The sequence below is a fragment of the Nonomuraea sp. 3-1Str genome (assembly GCF_031570565.1).
In the GTDB taxonomy this organism is placed as follows: domain Bacteria; phylum Actinomycetota; class Actinomycetes; order Streptosporangiales; family Streptosporangiaceae; genus Nonomuraea.
Map to the genome: position 1 here is coordinate 200,189 of NZ_JALHBK010000009.1, position 14,873 is coordinate 215,061.

The following is a 14,873-nucleotide window of genomic DNA, read 5'->3' on the forward strand; positions in this document are numbered from 1 at the left end:
GGTTCGAGGGTGCCGCGCATCCCACGGCACCTGCACGTCACTGCACCTGAAGCCCGCCGAGTCCCGAGTCCGCGTGTACCGAAGCCCGCTGCACCCGAGGCCGCCAGGGCTGACGCCGGCCGAGTTCGCCGGAGCGATCTGGCAGGGCCGGCGGACTGCAGAGCACTTCAAGCCTCGAACATCTCGGTACCCGGAACGAGATCCGGCGGCAGCCCGGTGATCAGCGTTGATCATCTGTCTGTCAGGAAGGCGAGTGCGTCGGGAGCGAAGCGCTTGTCGGTGAATGTGGCGCTGTGGCTTTGGCCCGGATAGACGATGAGCTGGGCGTCGGGGATCCCTTCTACCGTCTGCCGAGCCAGTTCCAGGGGGTAGACGAGGTCCTTGCCTCCCTGGATCAGCAGCGTGGCGGCCTTGATGTCGTGCAGCCGTCCGCGCAGGTCGAAGCCGTCCTCGGCGTTGAGCACGGTGACGGCGTCGGTGTGGTCCTTCTGCCCGCTGTCCGACAGCCACAGCAGGCCTTTGAGCAGTCGCCGGCCGATTTCCGATTCGGTGACGATCTCGGCCAGCGCGGGACTCGGTCGCCTGCCTTGGTGTGCGCGTTCGATGTAGGTGCGCTGGGCCCGCCTGCCGACAGGGCCGAGGGTGGCGGCCGTGCCGGCCAGGACCAGGCGGTCGACCAGGTCGGGATGGTCGGCGGCGAGTTGGAGGGCGATGGAGCCGCCGGTGGAGATGGCCAGCATTCTCACCGGACCCTCGAAGGTGGTTGTGATCGCTTGCGCGTAGACCGCGGCGAGGTCGGCCATCATCGTGGTCGGTGGCAGCCCGGGTGGTCGGTTGACGACGTAGACGGTGAAGTGCTCGCTGAACGGTCGTACCATCCGCATCGTGGACCAGCGCGCCAGGCCCGTCGGGTTGGCCGCCTGCGGGGTGTGGAGCAGGACGACCAGAGGTGGTCCTGTACCGGCTGACATGTACGGCAGGCCGTTCATCATGAGGTGATCCCTTCGGTGACCGCGTCGATCAGGCGGTCCATCACGGCCGGGTAGATCTCGGCGCCCAGGTGTTCGGCGTGCAGCGGAGTCAGCAGGACCGCGCGCAGCACGCCGAGCAGGACCTGGGGGTCGCCATTCACATGGGTGCTGAGGAACTGGAGCAGGGCGGCCATCGGGCCGTCCGCCGCGGCGGCCATCCTCTCCGGGGTGAGCTTGGCGGCGACCGCGGCCATTTCCTGGGGGTGGGACACCAGGCGCCGGTAGAGCGGGTTGGTGTCGAGTTCTGCGACCGTGGCGCGCAGGAAGCGTCGCAGCGCGTCGCGGGTGTCGGCGCCGCGGTTGATGCCTTCGTCGATCACCCGCCGCCGCACCTGCTCGCTCTGGCGCAGCATGGCCTCGAAGTAGAGGTCCTCCTTGGAGGCGAAGAAGACGTAGAGCGAGGACTTGGCGATGCCCGCGGGAGCGGTCAGCTCTTCCAGGGACGTCTTGCGCAGGCCCTGGGTGGAGAAGAGTCGGGCGGCGGTGTCGAGCAACTGCTCGATGATCCGCGCCCGCTCTTCCTCCGAGAACGCCGGCGGCATGCTGTCTCCATATGAACAGATCAGTTGTTTGTTCACAGCATATCGCTGGGCAGCACAGCGACTTGCGCGCGGTGCTGAAGAAGCTCGGCCTGTCCGGCGACCCGGCGATCGCGTCGATCGTCGCCGCGCAGTTCGCCAGGGCGCTGGTGGTGGTGAGCCGCTGGGAGCGCGGGGAGGGTTGACGGCCGGGCGTGCGGGACCGGCACTGCACGCCTGGTCCTTCCACATCTTCGCCGCGCCGGCCCAGTTCGAGATGTAGACGCCGAGGACGGCGTACCGGCCACGGATCTTCCCGTTCAAGCCCCCCTTTACGGCAGGCACGGAAAGGCCCACCCGCCGTGCGGGGCCGGGCTCTGTCCAGGGGAACGCTCCTCCGGCTCCCCGGCCGGCCACCGTGACGTGCGCACCGTGGGCCGCCTGGACGCCGTCCCGTGGAGGGCGAAGCCGGGCGTCAGAGTGAGGTGGGGCCGTAGAGGGCGTGGGGGGCGGCCGTGGTGAAGGCCCAGTAGCGGTCGCCGTAGGACCAGTGCCACCATTCCGTGGGGTAGTTGACCAGCCCGACCGGTTCCAGCGCCGCCGCCAGGATCTTGCGGTGCTGCCGCGCGGCCCCCGGCAGGTCCAGCGCGCCCGTGTAGCACAGGCCGCCGCTCCGCTCGGGGGTGTCGTTGACCGCCGTGCCCATGTCGTACTCGATCCCGTCGGGGTCGCACAGCGTGAGGTCGACGGCGGCGCCGGCGGTGTGCGGGGCCACCTCGATGGGCGAGACGTAGCGGCTGGTGGCGGCGTGCAGCTCGTCCGGTGTCAGGCCGGGGAAGCGCTCGGCCAGCTCGGCCCGGTAGCCGTCGAAGATCTGGCGCTGCGACGCGATGGACCGGTGTCCCTCGACGATCAGCAGGTGGTACCCGTCCGGCAGGGATCGCTCGGCACGTTCCAGCCTGTCGAGAAGGCCCTGGCGCAGGTGGGCGTAGGCGCCCTCAGGGTCGGCCATCCGGTGATCGACCCGGAGCCGGCCGCGGACGTCGGCCAGCGGCTCCCCGTTGTCGTGGAGGAGGGTCGCGGCGACACGCGGGTCGGAGATCAGCACGATGCCGCCAGTTGGGTGCCACATGTGCAGCAATTCTCACACAGTGTCGGAGAAGACCTGTTCGCGGGCCTGCTCCAGGGCGGCCACCAGAGCCCCGCGCAGCACGGGGTTCCCGGTCACGCCGGTGGCGACGACGCTGGGCCGGCTGGGGCTGATCGCGGCCACGGCCTCCTCGACGCGGGCGGCGAGCTCCGCGCCGCCCGCCTTGCCGATGTCGCCGGCGAGCACGATGAGCCCGGGGTCGAGGACGACGCTGACGGCTGCGACGGCCACGGCCAGACGGGCGGCGACCGCGTCCAGGAATCCGTCGTTGCCGGACACGGTCGCGGCACGGACCAGCTCGGCGACCGGCACCGCGCCGTGGTGGCCGGTGGGAGCACCGGAGCAGCCCGCGGAAGGGCCGGAAAGGCCGCGATGGCCTGCGAGAGCGCGGGCGCCGGTGTCACCGCTGCCGGCGAGGCCCCCGTCGGTCCCGTCGGGAGAGACGAGGACGCCCGCACCCTCGGGCCTCCGGAGGACCCCGTACTCCCGCGCCAACGCCACCAGCGCCCGATGCCCCACCAGCCGCTGGTACGACCCGCTCTGTGGCTGGGACACGTCGTCCGGCAACGGCTCCCCCGGTACCGGGAGCCAGCCGATCTCCCCCGCCCCGCCCGTGATCCCCCGGTGCAGCCGCCCGTTCAGCATGACGCCGAGTCCCTGGCCGACGCCGGCCCAGACGACGGCGAAGTCGTCGTGCCCCGCGGCGGCGCCGTGGCGGTGCTCGGCGAGGGCGACGAGGTTGACGTCGTTCTCGATGGTCACGGACGCGCCGAGGGTGCGGCGGAGGCTGGCGAGGACGCCGGTGTGCCAGGCGGGCAGGTCGTACGAGAAGCGGACGTCGCCGGTGCCGGGATCCACCACGCCGCGCGTGCCGATGACGAACGAGCGGAGCCGGCCGAGGGTGATGCGGGCCGAGGCGCAGGCCCGCTGGACGGCGTCGTGAACGGCGGCGACCGGATCCTCTCCCCCGGCCGGGTCCACGACGATCTCGACGACGACGCGGCCGGTGATGTCGGCGACGCCGACGGTGATGGCGTCGGGCAGCACCTCCAGCCCGGCGACGTGCGCGCTGGAGGGAACCACCCCGTACAGGGCGGCGCTGGGGCCGCGGCCGCTGGCCCGCTCCCCCGCGACGTGGACGAGCCCGCGCTCCTCCAGGCGGGCGAGAAGCTGGCCGGCCGTCACCTTGGACAGGCCGGTGCGCTCGCCCAGCTCGGCGCGGGTGAGCGGGCCCTCGGAGATGAGCAGGTCGAGCGCGCTGCGGTCGTTGAGCCGGCGCAGCAGCCGGGGGACGCCCGGGTTGCGGGTCACGGGCTCCCTCCCCTCTCGTCACGAAACGCTAACGCCGGTTTCTTTTAAGAAAGTTTCTTGTTAGTTTACCACCATTCAACACTGACGATCAGCCAGGTGCGGACCCCCGGGCTCGGCACCCGTATGAGCGCAGACCCGACGCGTTTTCGCCGGGAAGGGAGAACCCTAGTGAGGATCGCGAAGACCACGGCCACTACGGTCACCACGGCCGCCTTGGCCCTGGGCCTGGCGGCGTGCGGCGGCTCCACGGAGCCGTCCAAGAGCGAGCCGGCGCAGTCCGCCTCGGCGGCCGGGCCCAAGTTCGCGGGCCAGAGCCTCACCGTTTGGCGCCTCGGCGACCCCAACGAGCCGTCGCAGAAGTACATGGACGACCTCGTCGCCGATTTCAAGACCCGGACGGGCGCCGAGACGAAGGTCGAGTGGATCCCGTGGCCGCAGGTCAACGACAAGTTCACGGCCGCGGCCGCGGGCGGCGAGGGTCCTGACGTGACGGAGATCGGCAACGACCAGGTGCCGCTGTGGCAGAGCCAGGACGCCCTGGCCCCCGTCACGTCGATCACCACCGCCGGTGAGCAGGCCCAGATCCCGAAGAACCTCTTCGGCCTGGAGACCATCGACGGCGAGGTCTACGCCATGCCGTGGGGCGCCGGGACCCGCGCGGTCATGTACCGCACGGACTGGTTCAAGGAGCTCAAGATCGAGGTCCCCAAGACGTGGGACGAGCTCGTGGCCGCCGCCAAGAAGATCCAGGACAAGAAGGGCAAGGACGTCGACGGGTTCGCCTTCAACGGCGGCTCCGACGCCAACCACCTGCTCGGCGCGCTCGCCTGGTCGCAGGGCGGCGAGTACGCGGTCAAGGAGGGCGACAAGTGGGTGGCCAAGCTCACCGACCCCGCCTTCAAGGCCGGCTTCGAGACGTACACGGGGATCGTCACCTCCGGCGTGTCGAGCAAGTCGCGCCTGACGCAGAACACCACCGACATCCGCACCCGCTTCTCCAACGGCAAGGTCGGCATGTACCTCACGGCCTCGTGGGACATCGCCACCATCAAGGAGGAGAGCAAGGGCAAGATCAAGGACGACCAGATGGCGTTCTTCCCCCTGCCCTCCAAGACCGGCGGTGAGACACCGGCGTTCTTCGGCGGCAACGACATCGCCGTCTGGAACGACGCCAAGAACAAGGAGCTCGCGACCGAGTTCGTGAAGCTGGCCTCCGGCAAGAAGTGGGCCGACCGGTACGCCAAGGACGGCGGCCTGCTGCCCGTCTACCCGGACACGCTGGCCGAGCTGGCCAAGGACCCGGCGCAGGCGCCGTTCGCCGCCGCCTTCGCCAAGGCCAAGGCGTTCCCCGCGGACCCGCAGTGGACCGAGGCGAACGAGACCAAGGCCGTCCTGCAGAACGCGGCCCGCTCGGTCATCGAGGGCAAGGCCACGGCCGACGACGCGCTCGCCAAGGCCAACAAGGAGCTCGAAGACATCCTGAACCAGTCGTGACCATGACGGACACCTCAACGCTCGCCAGGGGCGGAGACACCTCCGCCCCCCGGCGGGGCCGCGGCTCACGCAAGCCCTCCCGCGCCGGCGGCCTGCCGGCGTGGGCGGTGCCGTACGTCCTGCTCGTCCCCGGCACGGTGGTCATCGCGGGTCTGCTGCTCTACCCGATGGTCCAGATGGTCCTCATGTCGTTCCAGGACATCAGCCTCCGGGTGATCCGCGGCGTCGCCGAGCCGAAATGGGTGGGGCTGAAGAACTACATCCAGATCCTCGACAACGACATCTTCTGGTCCTCGCTCCGCAACACGGTCGTCTTCGCCGTCGTCACCGTGTCGCTCACGCTGGTGCTGGGCACGGCGGTCGGGGTGCTGCTGCACCGGCTGAGCAAGCGGATGTCCACCTTCGTCATCATCGGCATCATGTCCGCGTGGGCGGTGCCGCCGGTGGCGCAGGGCACGATCTGGCGATGGCTGTTCGACGCCGAGGCGGGCATCATCAACTGGGCGCTGAACCTGCTGCCCGACGGGCTGTCGACGCTGGTGTTCGGCCGGGCCGACTGGACGGGCGAGCCCTGGCTCAACGACGCCTGGTCGGTGTACGTGGTGCTGGTGCTGACCGTGGTGTGGGCGTCGTTCCCGTTCGTGGCGGTCTCGGTGCTGGCCGGGCTCAAGGGCATCCCGTCCGAGCTGTACGAGGCGGCCCGGGTCGACGGCTCCACCCCGTGGCGCACGTTCAGGAAGATCACCTTCCCGCTGCTCAAGCCGGTCTTCGCCGTGCTGACGATCCTGTCGATCATCTGGGACTTCAAGGTGCTCAGCCAGCTCTACGTGCTGCTCAACGGGCCCACCAACCGCGAGGCGTTCAACCTGTCCCTCTACTCCTACGCCGAGGCGTTCAAGGCGCCGCCGAAGATGGGCACGGGAGCGGCGATCGCGGTGGTGCTGACGATCATGCTGCTGGTCGTCACCGCCTTCTACACCCGGCAGATGGTCAAGCAGGAGGACCTGGCATGAACCCGCTCGCCCGCAAGCGGCTCGCCAGGGCCGCCCTGAACACGGCCGGAGTGCTGGTCTTCCTCTTCGCCGTCTTCCCCGTCTACTGGATGATCTCCACCTCGTTCAAGGCGAACGACCAGATCTTCACCACGGACTTCGTCCCGTTCCCCACGCACTTCACCTTCGACCACGTCGAGCGGGTGCTCACCGAGGGCGTGGCGGGCAACCCCATCTGGATCTACATGCGCAACAGCGCGATCGTCGCGCTCGGCACCGTGCTCGTCGGATCGGCGTTCGCGCTGCTGGCGGCGACGGCGGTGGCGCGCTTCCGGTTCAGGGGCCGCACCGGGTTCCTGATCACGCTGCTCGTCGTGCAGATGATCCCGTGCGAGGCGCTGCTCATCCCGCTGTTCCTGAACGTCAAACGGATGGGCCTGTACGACAACCTGCTCGGGCTCATCGTGATCCAGGTGGGCCTCACCCTCCCCTTCGGCATCTGGATGCTGCGCACGTTCGTCGCGGCGGTGCCCAAGTCGCTGGAGGAGGCCGCGTGGATCGACGGCGCGAGCCGGTTCACCACGTTCAGGAAGGTGCTGTTCCCGCTGGTGGCGCCGGGCCTGGTGGCGACGAGCATCTTCTCGTTCATCACCGCGTGGAACGACCTGATCTTCGCGTTGGTGCTGATGAAGGAGAGCTCCGGCTACACCATGCCGGTGGCCCTGCAGTTCTTCTTCGGGCAGCGCGGCACGGACTGGGGCGCCATCATGGCGACCTCCACGCTGATGACGCTGCCGGTCATCGCCTTCTTCCTGCTGGTACAGCGCCGCATGGTCTCCGGTCTGGTGGCCGGGGCCGTCAAGGGCTGACCTTCCCCCGCCGCGGCCCCCGGCACGGCCGGCGCTCCTCCACGCGCCGGGCCGTGCCGCGGGCCGCCCATCCCACGATGAGGAGCCATGAGTCACAGTGATCGGGGGCTGCGCCGCCTCGCGGCGGGCACGCTGCTGGCCGCGTTCACGGGCACGGCCGCGCCCGGCTGGGTGCTGAGAGAGCTTGAGGGCGGCCTCGGCGGCGTCACGCTCTTCGGCTTCAACGTCGCCGAGCCGGCCGGGCTGGCGGAGCTGACCGCCTCCCTCCGGGCCGCGGGCGACCCCGTCGTCTCGCTCGACGAGGAGGGCGGTGATGTCACCCGGCTCGCGTACCACGTCGGCAGCCCGTACCCGGGCAACGCCGCGCTCGGCGCGGTGGACGACCCCGACCTCACCCGCCGCGTCTACCGGGCCATCGGCGCGGAGCTGGTCGCCTGCGGCGTGAACCTCGACATGGCGCCCGACGCCGACGTCAACACCGCCGAGGACAACCCCGTCATCGGCACCCGGGCCTTCGGCGACGACCCCGAGCTGGTCTCCCGGCACACCGTGGCGGCCGTCGAGGGGCTGCAGGCCGTGGGGGTCGCCGCCTGCGTCAAGCACTTCCCCGGTCACGGCGCCACCACCGTGGACTCGCACCTGGACGTGCCGGTCGTGGACGTGCCGCTGGACGTGCTGCGCGCCAGGGAGCTGGCGCCGTTCCGCGCGGCCATCGGCGCGGGCACCAAGTCGATCATGACGGCGCACGTCGCGGTGCCGGCGCTGACCGGTGACCGGCCGGCCACCCTGTCCTCCGCCGCGCTCACCGGGCTGCTGCGCGAGGAGCTGGGTTACCGCGGGGTGGTGATCTCCGACGCGCTGGACATGCAGGCCATCACCGACGGCGTGGGGCTGGCCGAGGGGGCCGTCCAGTCCCTGGCGGCCGGCGCCGACCTGCTCTGCCTCGGGCCCAGGCCGGGCCCGGACGAGGTCGCGTGGATCATCGACACGATCGTGGCGGCGGCCCGGGACGGCCGCCTGCCGGTGGCGCGCCTGGAGGAGGCCGCGGCCCGCACGACGGCGCTGCGCACCTGGTTCGGCACCCGCGCCGGCGTGGCCCACGAGGTCCGCTCCGCCGACGCGCCGGACGAGACGCGCGGCGGCGTGCCGCCGATCGGCCTGCACGCCGCCAGGCGGGCCGTCCGCCTCGACGGCTCGGCCGGGCCGCTGACGGACCCGCTGGTGGTGGAGGTGGACACCCCGCCGACCATCGCGGTCGGCGACGTGCCATGGGGCGTCTCGCCGTGGCTGCCGCAGGCGGAGGTCCTCCGGGTACGGCCGGCCGACGCGGACGCGGACGCGCTCCTGGAACGCGCCGCCGGCCGGTCGCTGGTCGTGGTCGTCAAGGACGCCCACCGCTACGCCGACAGCCGAGCCCTGGTCTCGGCGCTGGTGGCCGCCCGGCCGGACGCGATCGTGGTGGAGATGGGCCTGCCCGTGTGGCGGCCCGGCAGCGCCGCCTACATCGCGACGTACGGGGCGGCCCGCGCCAACGCCCAGGCCGCGATGGAGCTCCTGACGGCCTGACCGGACCCCTGGGCCACGTCAGGAGGCGAAGATCTCCTCGTGGGCCTGATGGAGGGCGGCCAGGACGGCGCCACGCAGGACCGGGTTGCCCTCCACGGTGCTCGTCGCCACCTGGGGCCGTACCGGGCAGACGCGGGCGACCGCCTCCTCCACCCGGGAGGTGAGCGCGCGGCCGCCCGCGTGGCCCACCTCGCCGCCCAGCACGACCAGCCCGGGGTCGAGGATCACGCAGACCGCGGCCACCCCCAGCGCCAGCCGGCGGGCCAGCTCGTCCAGCAGCGGCTCGCCCCGGGCGCCCGCCGCGACCGCCACCTCCACGCATTCCCTCGCGCTCGCCGCCACGAACCCGTAGCCGGCGGCGAGCTCGGCCACCGCCTCCGCGCTGACCAGCGACTGCAGGCCGCCCGCCAGCGAGGGCAGCCGCCCGGGCGAGGTGCGGATCTCCTCGGGCAGCGCCGCGCCCGGCACCGCCAGGTAGCCGATCTCGCCCGCGCTGCCGGACCGGCCCCGGTGCAGCTTGCCGCCCAGCATCACCGCGAGGCCGAGCCCGCGGCTCGCCCACAGCAGCACGAAGTCGTCTATGCCCGCCGCGGCGCCGTCGGCGCGCTCGGCGACGGCGGCGAGGTTCACGTCGTTCTCGATGGTGACCGCGCGCTTGAGGTCGCCGGCCAGCGCCTCGTGGCTGCCGTCGTGCCAGCCCGGCAGGTCGAAGGCGTAGCGGACGTCGCCGGTGCGGGGATCGACCACGCCGGGCGTGCCGATCACGACGCCGCGCAGCCGGGCCGCGCTGACCTTGGCGCTGCGGCAGGCCTTCATGATGGCGCCGTGGACGACGGGGACGAGGTCGTCGTGGCCGTTGGGGGCGAACGTCACCTCCGCCACCGTGCGGCCGTGGATGTCGGCGACGGCCGCCGAGACCAGCTCCGGCCCGACCTCCAGCCCGGCCACGTACGCGCTGGAGGGGATGACGGAGTAGAGCGCCGCGTTGGGCCCGCGGCCGCCCGCCTGGGCGCCGACGACCTCGACGAGGCCGCGCTCCTCCAGCCGGGCGAGCGTCTGGGAGGCGGTGACCTTGGACAGGCCGGTCAGCTCGCCGATCTGCCCCCGGGTCATCGGACCGGTGGAGAGCAGCAACTCGAGCGCGGCCCGGTCGTTGATCTCCCTGAGCAGTCTGGGCACACCAGGGCGTCGCTCCACGCTGTATCCCACCGTCTAATCGAAAAGGTTGTTGGAAGTTTAGCGCTCCTCCTGTCGCTGATCACCGCAGGTGAACGCGAGGATTCCTCGCAAAACCGGCCCTTTGGGCACGCTCCCATTCTTTCCTCCCGGCCGGCGGACGAGCCGAAGAGCCCGAAAAGGACCGAAAAGGCGTCTACGGGATGTCCGCCCAGGCAGGGCGGTTGCGAGGTCTCCGATCACCTCACGCTTTCGGCGGCCTTGCGCATAACCACTGTTGACCAGGAGGGATAATCGACAACATGCGCCTTTCCGCTCGGGTCGACTACGCCCTCCGTGCCGCCGCCGAACTCGCCGCAGCCGGTGCCGGACCGACCACCGTGGGCGAGCTCGCCAAGGAGCAGGACATGCCGCCCAAATACCTGGAGAACATCCTGCTCCAGATGCGCCGCGCCGGCCTGGTCCGCGGCCAGCGGGGCCCCGAGGGCGGCTACGTGCTCGCACGTCCCGCGGGCGAGATCTCGCTCGCCGACGTGATCAGGGCGGTCGACGGGCCGCTGGCCAACGTCCGCGGCGAGCGCCCCGAGCACGTCGGCTACCGCGGCCCGGCGGAGTCACTGCAGCAGGTGTGGATCGCGTTGCGGTCCACCGAGCGCTCCATCCTCGAAGAGGTCACGCTGGAGCAGGTCGCGAGCGGTGTGCTGCCGGAGCGCGTGCGCCAGCTCGCCGCCGACCCCGCCGCCTGGGACTGATCGTCCCAAGACCGGAGAGAGGACACCCCGCACCGGGTTCCTAGACTGGGGGCATGCCCGAAGGAGACGCCGTCCACCGTGCCGCCGGCCGGCTGCGGGGCGCGCTCGACGGGCGGGTGCTGACCAGGTCCGACTTCCGGGTGCCCCGCCACGCCACCGCCGACCTGCGCGGGCGGACCGTGCTGACGACGGTGTCGCGGGGCAAGCACCTGCTCACCCGCGTCGAGGGCGGCCTGACCGTGCACACCCACCTGCGCATGGACGGGAGCTGGCGCATCGCTCCGGCCGGAAGGCGGACCCGGAACGGCGCGGTCCAGAGCCCCGGAGCACGCGGTGTGGGCGGCGACGATGTCCGGCTCGTGCTGGCCAACGCGGAGTGGGAGGCGGTCGGGCACCGGCTGGGGATGGTGGACCTGCTGCGTACCGCCGAGGAGTCACGAGTGGTGGGCCATCTGGGACCCGACCTGCTCGGCGACGACTGGGATCCCGCCGAGGCGGTGCGGCGGCTGCTGCTGGAGCCGGACAGGACGATCGGGGAGGCGCTGCTCGACCAGCGCAACCTTGCGGGAATCGGCACGATCTACCGCGCCGAGACGCTGTTCCTCAGAGGAGTCTGGCCGTGGCGGAAGGTCGGGGACGTGGCGGACCTGGAGGGGATGGTCACGCTGGCCCAGCGGCTGCTGAACGCGAACAAGGCTCACGCGGGCACCGTGACGACAGGCGATCGCCGTCCCGGCGCGCAGACCTGGGTCTACGGCAGGGCGGGGCGGCCGTGTCGCCGATGCGGCACGCGCATCAGCCGTGGGGAGATGGGGGCACAGCCACAGGAACGGCTGATCCTGTGGTGCGGCGCCTGCCAGCCGGGCTAGGCGGCCACCATGTCCTTGACCTCGGGGAACACGGAGTCGGAGATCGATCCGGGCACCGCTTCGGCAAGGGGGATGCGCTCGTGGTCGGGGACGTCGGCGAGCACGGGGGCAGCCTGCAGCTCAGCCAGGGCGAACTGGTCGGACACCTCACGCAGAACCTGCGACAGCGGAACGCCGAGGGCGCCGCAGATCGAGGCCAGCAACTCGGACGACGCCTCTTTCTGGCCACGCTCCACTTCGGACAAGTAGCCCAGCGAGACCCGCGCCAACGTGGACACCTCACGGAGAGTGCGTCCCTGCCGCACGCGCAACCGCCTCAGCACATCGCCGAGCAGCTGACGCAGCAAAATCATCTGTCGCTCCCTCCCCGGCGTGGAAGACTTCACCACGCCCCGCGCGATCGGATCGTGCCGCCCATCCTTCTTCTTCGCTTGGTACATGCTCCTCGCCGTCGTCATGGGGCCCTGCCGTCCCCGGATCGTCGCTCCCGGCCCGTCATGCGACGCACCCGGCCTGCCTGCCGGGCGTTCGCTGCTTGACGTTGGCTCTCGGACCTCACTCACAGCTCCACCGTACCTGTATCGACCGACACCGCGTCAGACCGTGCCTGTCATGTTCGCTCGGGACGTAACACGGTAATCACCCGGAATGTTCCCCCTTGTTCGGCTTAAGCACACCTGTTAGTAGATCAACCGCCTCGTCCACCGTCTTTACCCTGATACGTTCGCGCGACCCCTGGAGTCTCAACTCCCGCAGCCATATTTCTCCGCCGGGCCCGCTGACGGCCACGTGCACGGTGCCGACGGGCTTGCCGTCCTGGGGCTCGGGCCCCGCCACCCCGGTCACGGCCAGCCCGTACGTCGCCTCGCACACCCTGGCCACGCCCGCCGCCATCGCCGCCGCGACGTCCGGGTGAACGGCCCCCTCCCGTCGCAGCAGATCGCCGGGGACCCCCAGCAGCGCCTGCTTCAGATCCGTCGCGTAGGAGACGACCCCGCCCCGGAACGCCTTGGACGCCCCCGGGACGGCGGTGAGGGTCGCCCCGATGAGCCCCCCGGTCAGCGACTCGGCCACGGCGAGCGTGGCCCCCCGCTCCACCAGCAGCGTGATGGCCTCGGCGGCCGCAGCCATGGTCACTCCCCCCGGACCTGCCGCGCCACCTTGCGGAGCTTGACGGCTCGGACCACGTAGTCGATGCCCGTGCCGACCGTGACCAGCAGGGCGGCGCCCATGACCGTCCAGCGGAGCGGGTCGTAGACGCCGGGCAGGATGTACAGGACGATCGCGGCGATCTGCAGCACGGTCTTGACCTTGCCGCCGTAGCTGGCCGGGATGACCGCGCGGCGGATCAGCATGAGGCGCAGCACTGTGATGCCGAGCTCACGGCCGAGGATCACCAGCGTGACCCACCACGGCAGCTCGCCGAGAAGCGACAGGGACACCAGCGCCGCCCCGGTCAGCGCCTTGTCGGCGATCGGGTCGGCGATCTTGCCGAAGTCGGTGATCAGCCCGTAGCGGCGGGCCAGCTCGCCGTCGAGATGGTCGGTGATGGACGCCACGCCGAAGACGGCCAGCGCGCCCAGGCGCCAGCCCATGCCCGGCATGAAGAGGCAGAAGACGAAGAAGGGGACGAGCACCAACCGCAGGACCGTGAGCACGTTGGCGATGTTCCACGGGCTGACCACGCGGCGCTCGTCCCTCGTCATGGACCGGCCTTGATGCGCGCGATCAGGTCGACCCCCTCGGCGTCGACCACCACCGCGCGCACGATCTGGCCGCGCACCAGGCCGATGCCCTGCACGGTCACGGACCCGTCCACCTCGGGACCCTGGTGGGCGGCCCGGCCCTCATAGCCGCCGTCACCCAGGTCGTCGTCGATGAGCACGTCGACCTCGGTGCCGATGCGCTCCTCGGCCCGCTGCGCGGTCAGCTCCTCGGCCAGCTCGGTCAGCACGCGCACGCGCTCGTCCACGGTCTCCTGGTCGAGCTTGCCGTCGAAGCCGGCCGCCTCGGTGCCGTCCTCGTCGGAGTAGCCGAACACGCCGATCACGTCGAGCCGCGCCTGCTCCAGGAAGCCGACCAGCTCGCCGAACTCCTCCTCGGTCTCGCCGGGGAAGCCCACGATGAAGTTGGAGCGCACACCCGCCTCGGGGGCGTGCTCGCGGATGCTCTCCAGCAGCCCCAGGAAGCGCTCCGGGTCGCCGAAGCGGCGCATCCGGCGCAGCACCGTGCCGCTGGCGTGCTGGAAGGACAGGTCGAAGTACGGGGCGATGCCCTCGGTGCCCGCGATGACCTCCAGCAGCCCCGGTCGCAGCTCGGCCGGCTGGAGGTAGCTGACGCGCACCCGGTCGATGCCCTCGACGGCGGCCAGGCGCGGCAGCAGCTTCTCCAGCGCCCTCAGGTCGCCGAGGTCCTTGCCGTAGGAGGTGGAGTTCTCGCTGACGAGGACCAGCTCGCGCACGCCGCGGTGGGCGAGCCAGTCGGCCTCGGCCAGCAGCTCCTCGGGGTCACGCGAGACGTAGGCGCCGCGGAAGGCCGGGATGGCGCAGAAGGTGCAGCGCCGGTCGCAGCCGGAGGCGAGCTTGAGCGAGGCCACCGGGCTCTCGTCGAGCCGCTTGCGCAGCACGCGGGGGCCGCTGGCGGGCGCCAGCCCGTCGGGCAGGTCGCCGTGGCCCGGGATGGCGGCCTTGGGGGCCGCGGCCCGGTCGACGGGCGAGATGGGCAGCAGGGTGCGGCGGTCACGCGGGGTGTGCGGCTTGAGCGGCCGCCCGGCGAGCACGTCGTCGAGGCGGCCGCCGATGTCGGCGTAGTCGTCGAAGGAGATGACCGCGCTGGCCTCGGGCAGTGCCTCGGCCAGCTCGTTGCCGTAACGCTCGGCCATGCAGCCCGCGGCGACCACCTTGGTGCCGGAGTCCGCCGCGGCCAGCAGCGTGTCGATGGAGTCCTTCTTCGCCGAGTCGATGAAGCCACACGTGTTGACGACGACGACGTCTGGGTCGTCGTCGCCCAGCTGCCAGCCGGCAGCCTCAAGTCGCGCGGCGAGCTCCTCGGAGTCGACCTCGTTGCGCGCGCAGCCCAGGGTGATCAGCGATGCGGTTCGGCGGGATGACATGGTGAACACTACGGTATCGGGAGTTGGCCACCA

General features: G+C 71.4%; 15 protein-coding genes. 6 read left to right on the forward strand and 9 right to left on the reverse strand.

The genetic code is table 11. The features are described 5' to 3' along the window. Positions 1-230: 230 nt before the first annotated feature. The 4 genes from MTP10_RS17235 to MTP10_RS17250 form a co-directional block, all read right to left on the reverse strand. Complete coding sequence (locus tag MTP10_RS17235; protein WP_310710467.1) at positions 231-992, reverse strand: alpha/beta hydrolase; 762 nt, start codon at positions 990-992, stop codon at positions 231-233. Beyond that, positions 989-1,573 (reverse strand): TetR/AcrR family transcriptional regulator, encoded by a 585-nt coding sequence (locus MTP10_RS17240; RefSeq protein ID WP_310710468.1) that lies wholly within the window; start codon positions 1,571-1,573, stop codon positions 989-991. The genes MTP10_RS17235 and MTP10_RS17240 overlap by 4 nt, the downstream gene beginning before the upstream one ends. A gap of 451 nt (positions 1,574-2,024) precedes the next feature. Then, positions 2,025-2,681, reverse strand: a complete 657-nt coding sequence (locus MTP10_RS17245; protein ID WP_310710469.1) for a M15 family metallopeptidase — start codon at positions 2,679-2,681, stop codon at positions 2,025-2,027. Positions 2,682-2,693: 12 nt separating this feature from the next. Continuing rightward, positions 2,694-4,010, reverse strand: a complete 1,317-nt coding sequence (locus MTP10_RS17250; protein WP_310710470.1) for an ROK family transcriptional regulator — start codon at positions 4,008-4,010, stop codon at positions 2,694-2,696. 168 nt (positions 4,011-4,178) lie between these two features. Here MTP10_RS17250 and MTP10_RS17255 point away from each other — a divergent pair, with 168 nt between their 5' ends. From MTP10_RS17255 to MTP10_RS17270, 4 genes are all read left to right on the forward strand, one after another. Then, complete coding sequence (locus tag MTP10_RS17255; RefSeq protein WP_310710471.1) at positions 4,179-5,504, forward strand: extracellular solute-binding protein; 1,326 nt, start codon at positions 4,179-4,181, stop codon at positions 5,502-5,504. A gap of 2 nt (positions 5,505-5,506) precedes the next feature. Beyond that, complete coding sequence (locus MTP10_RS17260; RefSeq protein ID WP_310710472.1) at positions 5,507-6,517, forward strand: sugar ABC transporter permease; 1,011 nt, start codon at positions 5,507-5,509, stop codon at positions 6,515-6,517. Further along, entirely contained in the window at positions 6,514-7,365 is an 852-nt protein-coding gene (locus MTP10_RS17265) for a carbohydrate ABC transporter permease (protein ID WP_310710473.1), read from the forward strand. Before MTP10_RS17260 ends, MTP10_RS17265 begins: the two co-directional genes overlap by 4 nt. Positions 7,366-7,452: 87 nt before the next feature. Beyond that, positions 7,453-8,931: a glycoside hydrolase family 3 N-terminal domain-containing protein gene (locus MTP10_RS17270; RefSeq protein ID WP_310710474.1), complete on the forward strand. Its 1,479-nt coding sequence runs from the start codon at positions 7,453-7,455 to the stop codon at positions 8,929-8,931. Between the two features lie 18 nt (positions 8,932-8,949). Here the strand turns inward: MTP10_RS17270 and MTP10_RS17275 are convergent, their stop codons facing one another. Continuing rightward, positions 8,950-10,128 carry an ROK family transcriptional regulator gene (locus MTP10_RS17275; protein WP_310710475.1) on the reverse strand — a complete coding sequence of 393 codons (1,179 nt, stop codon included), beginning with the start codon at positions 10,126-10,128 and terminating at the stop codon, positions 8,950-8,952. Positions 10,129-10,409: 281 nt separating this feature from the next. On the opposite strand from MTP10_RS17275, the gene MTP10_RS17280 reads away from it, so the two are divergent. Further along, positions 10,410-10,859 carry an Rrf2 family transcriptional regulator gene (locus MTP10_RS17280; RefSeq protein WP_310710476.1) on the forward strand — a complete coding sequence of 150 codons (450 nt, stop codon included), beginning with the start codon at positions 10,410-10,412 and terminating at the stop codon, positions 10,857-10,859. Between the two features lie 53 nt (positions 10,860-10,912). Beyond that, positions 10,913-11,728 (forward strand): DNA-formamidopyrimidine glycosylase family protein, encoded by an 816-nt coding sequence (locus tag MTP10_RS17285; RefSeq protein WP_310710477.1) that lies wholly within the window; start codon positions 10,913-10,915, stop codon positions 11,726-11,728. Here MTP10_RS17285 and MTP10_RS17290 read toward each other — a convergent pair. The 4 genes from MTP10_RS17290 to rimO all read right to left on the reverse strand — a co-directional run bounded on the left by MTP10_RS17290 (position 11,725) and on the right by rimO (position 14,840). Continuing rightward, positions 11,725-12,081, reverse strand: a complete 357-nt coding sequence (locus tag MTP10_RS17290) for a helix-turn-helix transcriptional regulator (protein WP_310710544.1) — start codon at positions 12,079-12,081, stop codon at positions 11,725-11,727. The two genes, MTP10_RS17285 and MTP10_RS17290, sit on opposite strands and share 4 nt — an antisense overlap. A 286-nt stretch (positions 12,082-12,367) precedes the next feature. Next, positions 12,368-12,859, reverse strand: a complete 492-nt coding sequence (locus MTP10_RS17295) for a nicotinamide-nucleotide amidohydrolase family protein (protein WP_310710478.1) — start codon at positions 12,857-12,859, stop codon at positions 12,368-12,370. Between the two features lie 2 nt (positions 12,860-12,861). Further along, positions 12,862-13,434: a CDP-diacylglycerol--glycerol-3-phosphate 3-phosphatidyltransferase gene (gene pgsA, locus MTP10_RS17300; RefSeq protein ID WP_310710479.1), complete on the reverse strand. Its 573-nt coding sequence runs from the start codon at positions 13,432-13,434 to the stop codon at positions 12,862-12,864. Beyond that, positions 13,431-14,840 (reverse strand): 30S ribosomal protein S12 methylthiotransferase RimO, encoded by a 1,410-nt coding sequence (gene rimO, locus MTP10_RS17305; protein WP_310710480.1) that lies wholly within the window; start codon positions 14,838-14,840, stop codon positions 13,431-13,433. The genes pgsA and rimO overlap by 4 nt, the downstream gene beginning before the upstream one ends. Between the last annotated feature and the right edge of the window lie 33 nt (positions 14,841-14,873).

Bases quoted from the DNA above. Each gene is read 5' to 3' on its own strand.
- MTP10_RS17235 (WP_310710467.1), bottom strand. From the start codon at position 992: ATGATGAACGGCCTGCCGTACATGTCAGCCGGTACAGGACCACCTCTG.
- MTP10_RS17240 (WP_310710468.1), bottom strand. From the start codon at position 1,573: ATGCCGCCGGCGTTCTCGGAGGAAGAGCGGGCGCGGATCATCGAGCAG.
- MTP10_RS17245 (WP_310710469.1), bottom strand. From the start codon at position 2,681: ATGTGGCACCCAACTGGCGGCATCGTGCTGATCTCCGACCCGCGTGTC.
- MTP10_RS17260 (WP_310710472.1), top strand. From the start codon at position 5,507: ATGACGGACACCTCAACGCTCGCCAGGGGCGGAGACACCTCCGCCCCC.
- MTP10_RS17265 (WP_310710473.1), top strand. From the start codon at position 6,514: ATGAACCCGCTCGCCCGCAAGCGGCTCGCCAGGGCCGCCCTGAACACG.
- MTP10_RS17270 (WP_310710474.1), top strand. From the start codon at position 7,453: ATGAGTCACAGTGATCGGGGGCTGCGCCGCCTCGCGGCGGGCACGCTG.
- MTP10_RS17280 (WP_310710476.1), top strand. From the start codon at position 10,410: ATGCGCCTTTCCGCTCGGGTCGACTACGCCCTCCGTGCCGCCGCCGAA.
- MTP10_RS17285 (WP_310710477.1), top strand. From the start codon at position 10,913: ATGCCCGAAGGAGACGCCGTCCACCGTGCCGCCGGCCGGCTGCGGGGC.
- MTP10_RS17290 (WP_310710544.1), bottom strand. From the start codon at position 12,081: ATGATTTTGCTGCGTCAGCTGCTCGGCGATGTGCTGAGGCGGTTGCGC.
- MTP10_RS17295 (WP_310710478.1), bottom strand. From the start codon at position 12,859: ATGGCTGCGGCCGCCGAGGCCATCACGCTGCTGGTGGAGCGGGGGGCC.
- pgsA (WP_310710479.1), bottom strand. From the start codon at position 13,434: ATGACGAGGGACGAGCGCCGCGTGGTCAGCCCGTGGAACATCGCCAAC.
- rimO (WP_310710480.1), bottom strand. From the start codon at position 14,840: ATGTCATCCCGCCGAACCGCATCGCTGATCACCCTGGGCTGCGCGCGC.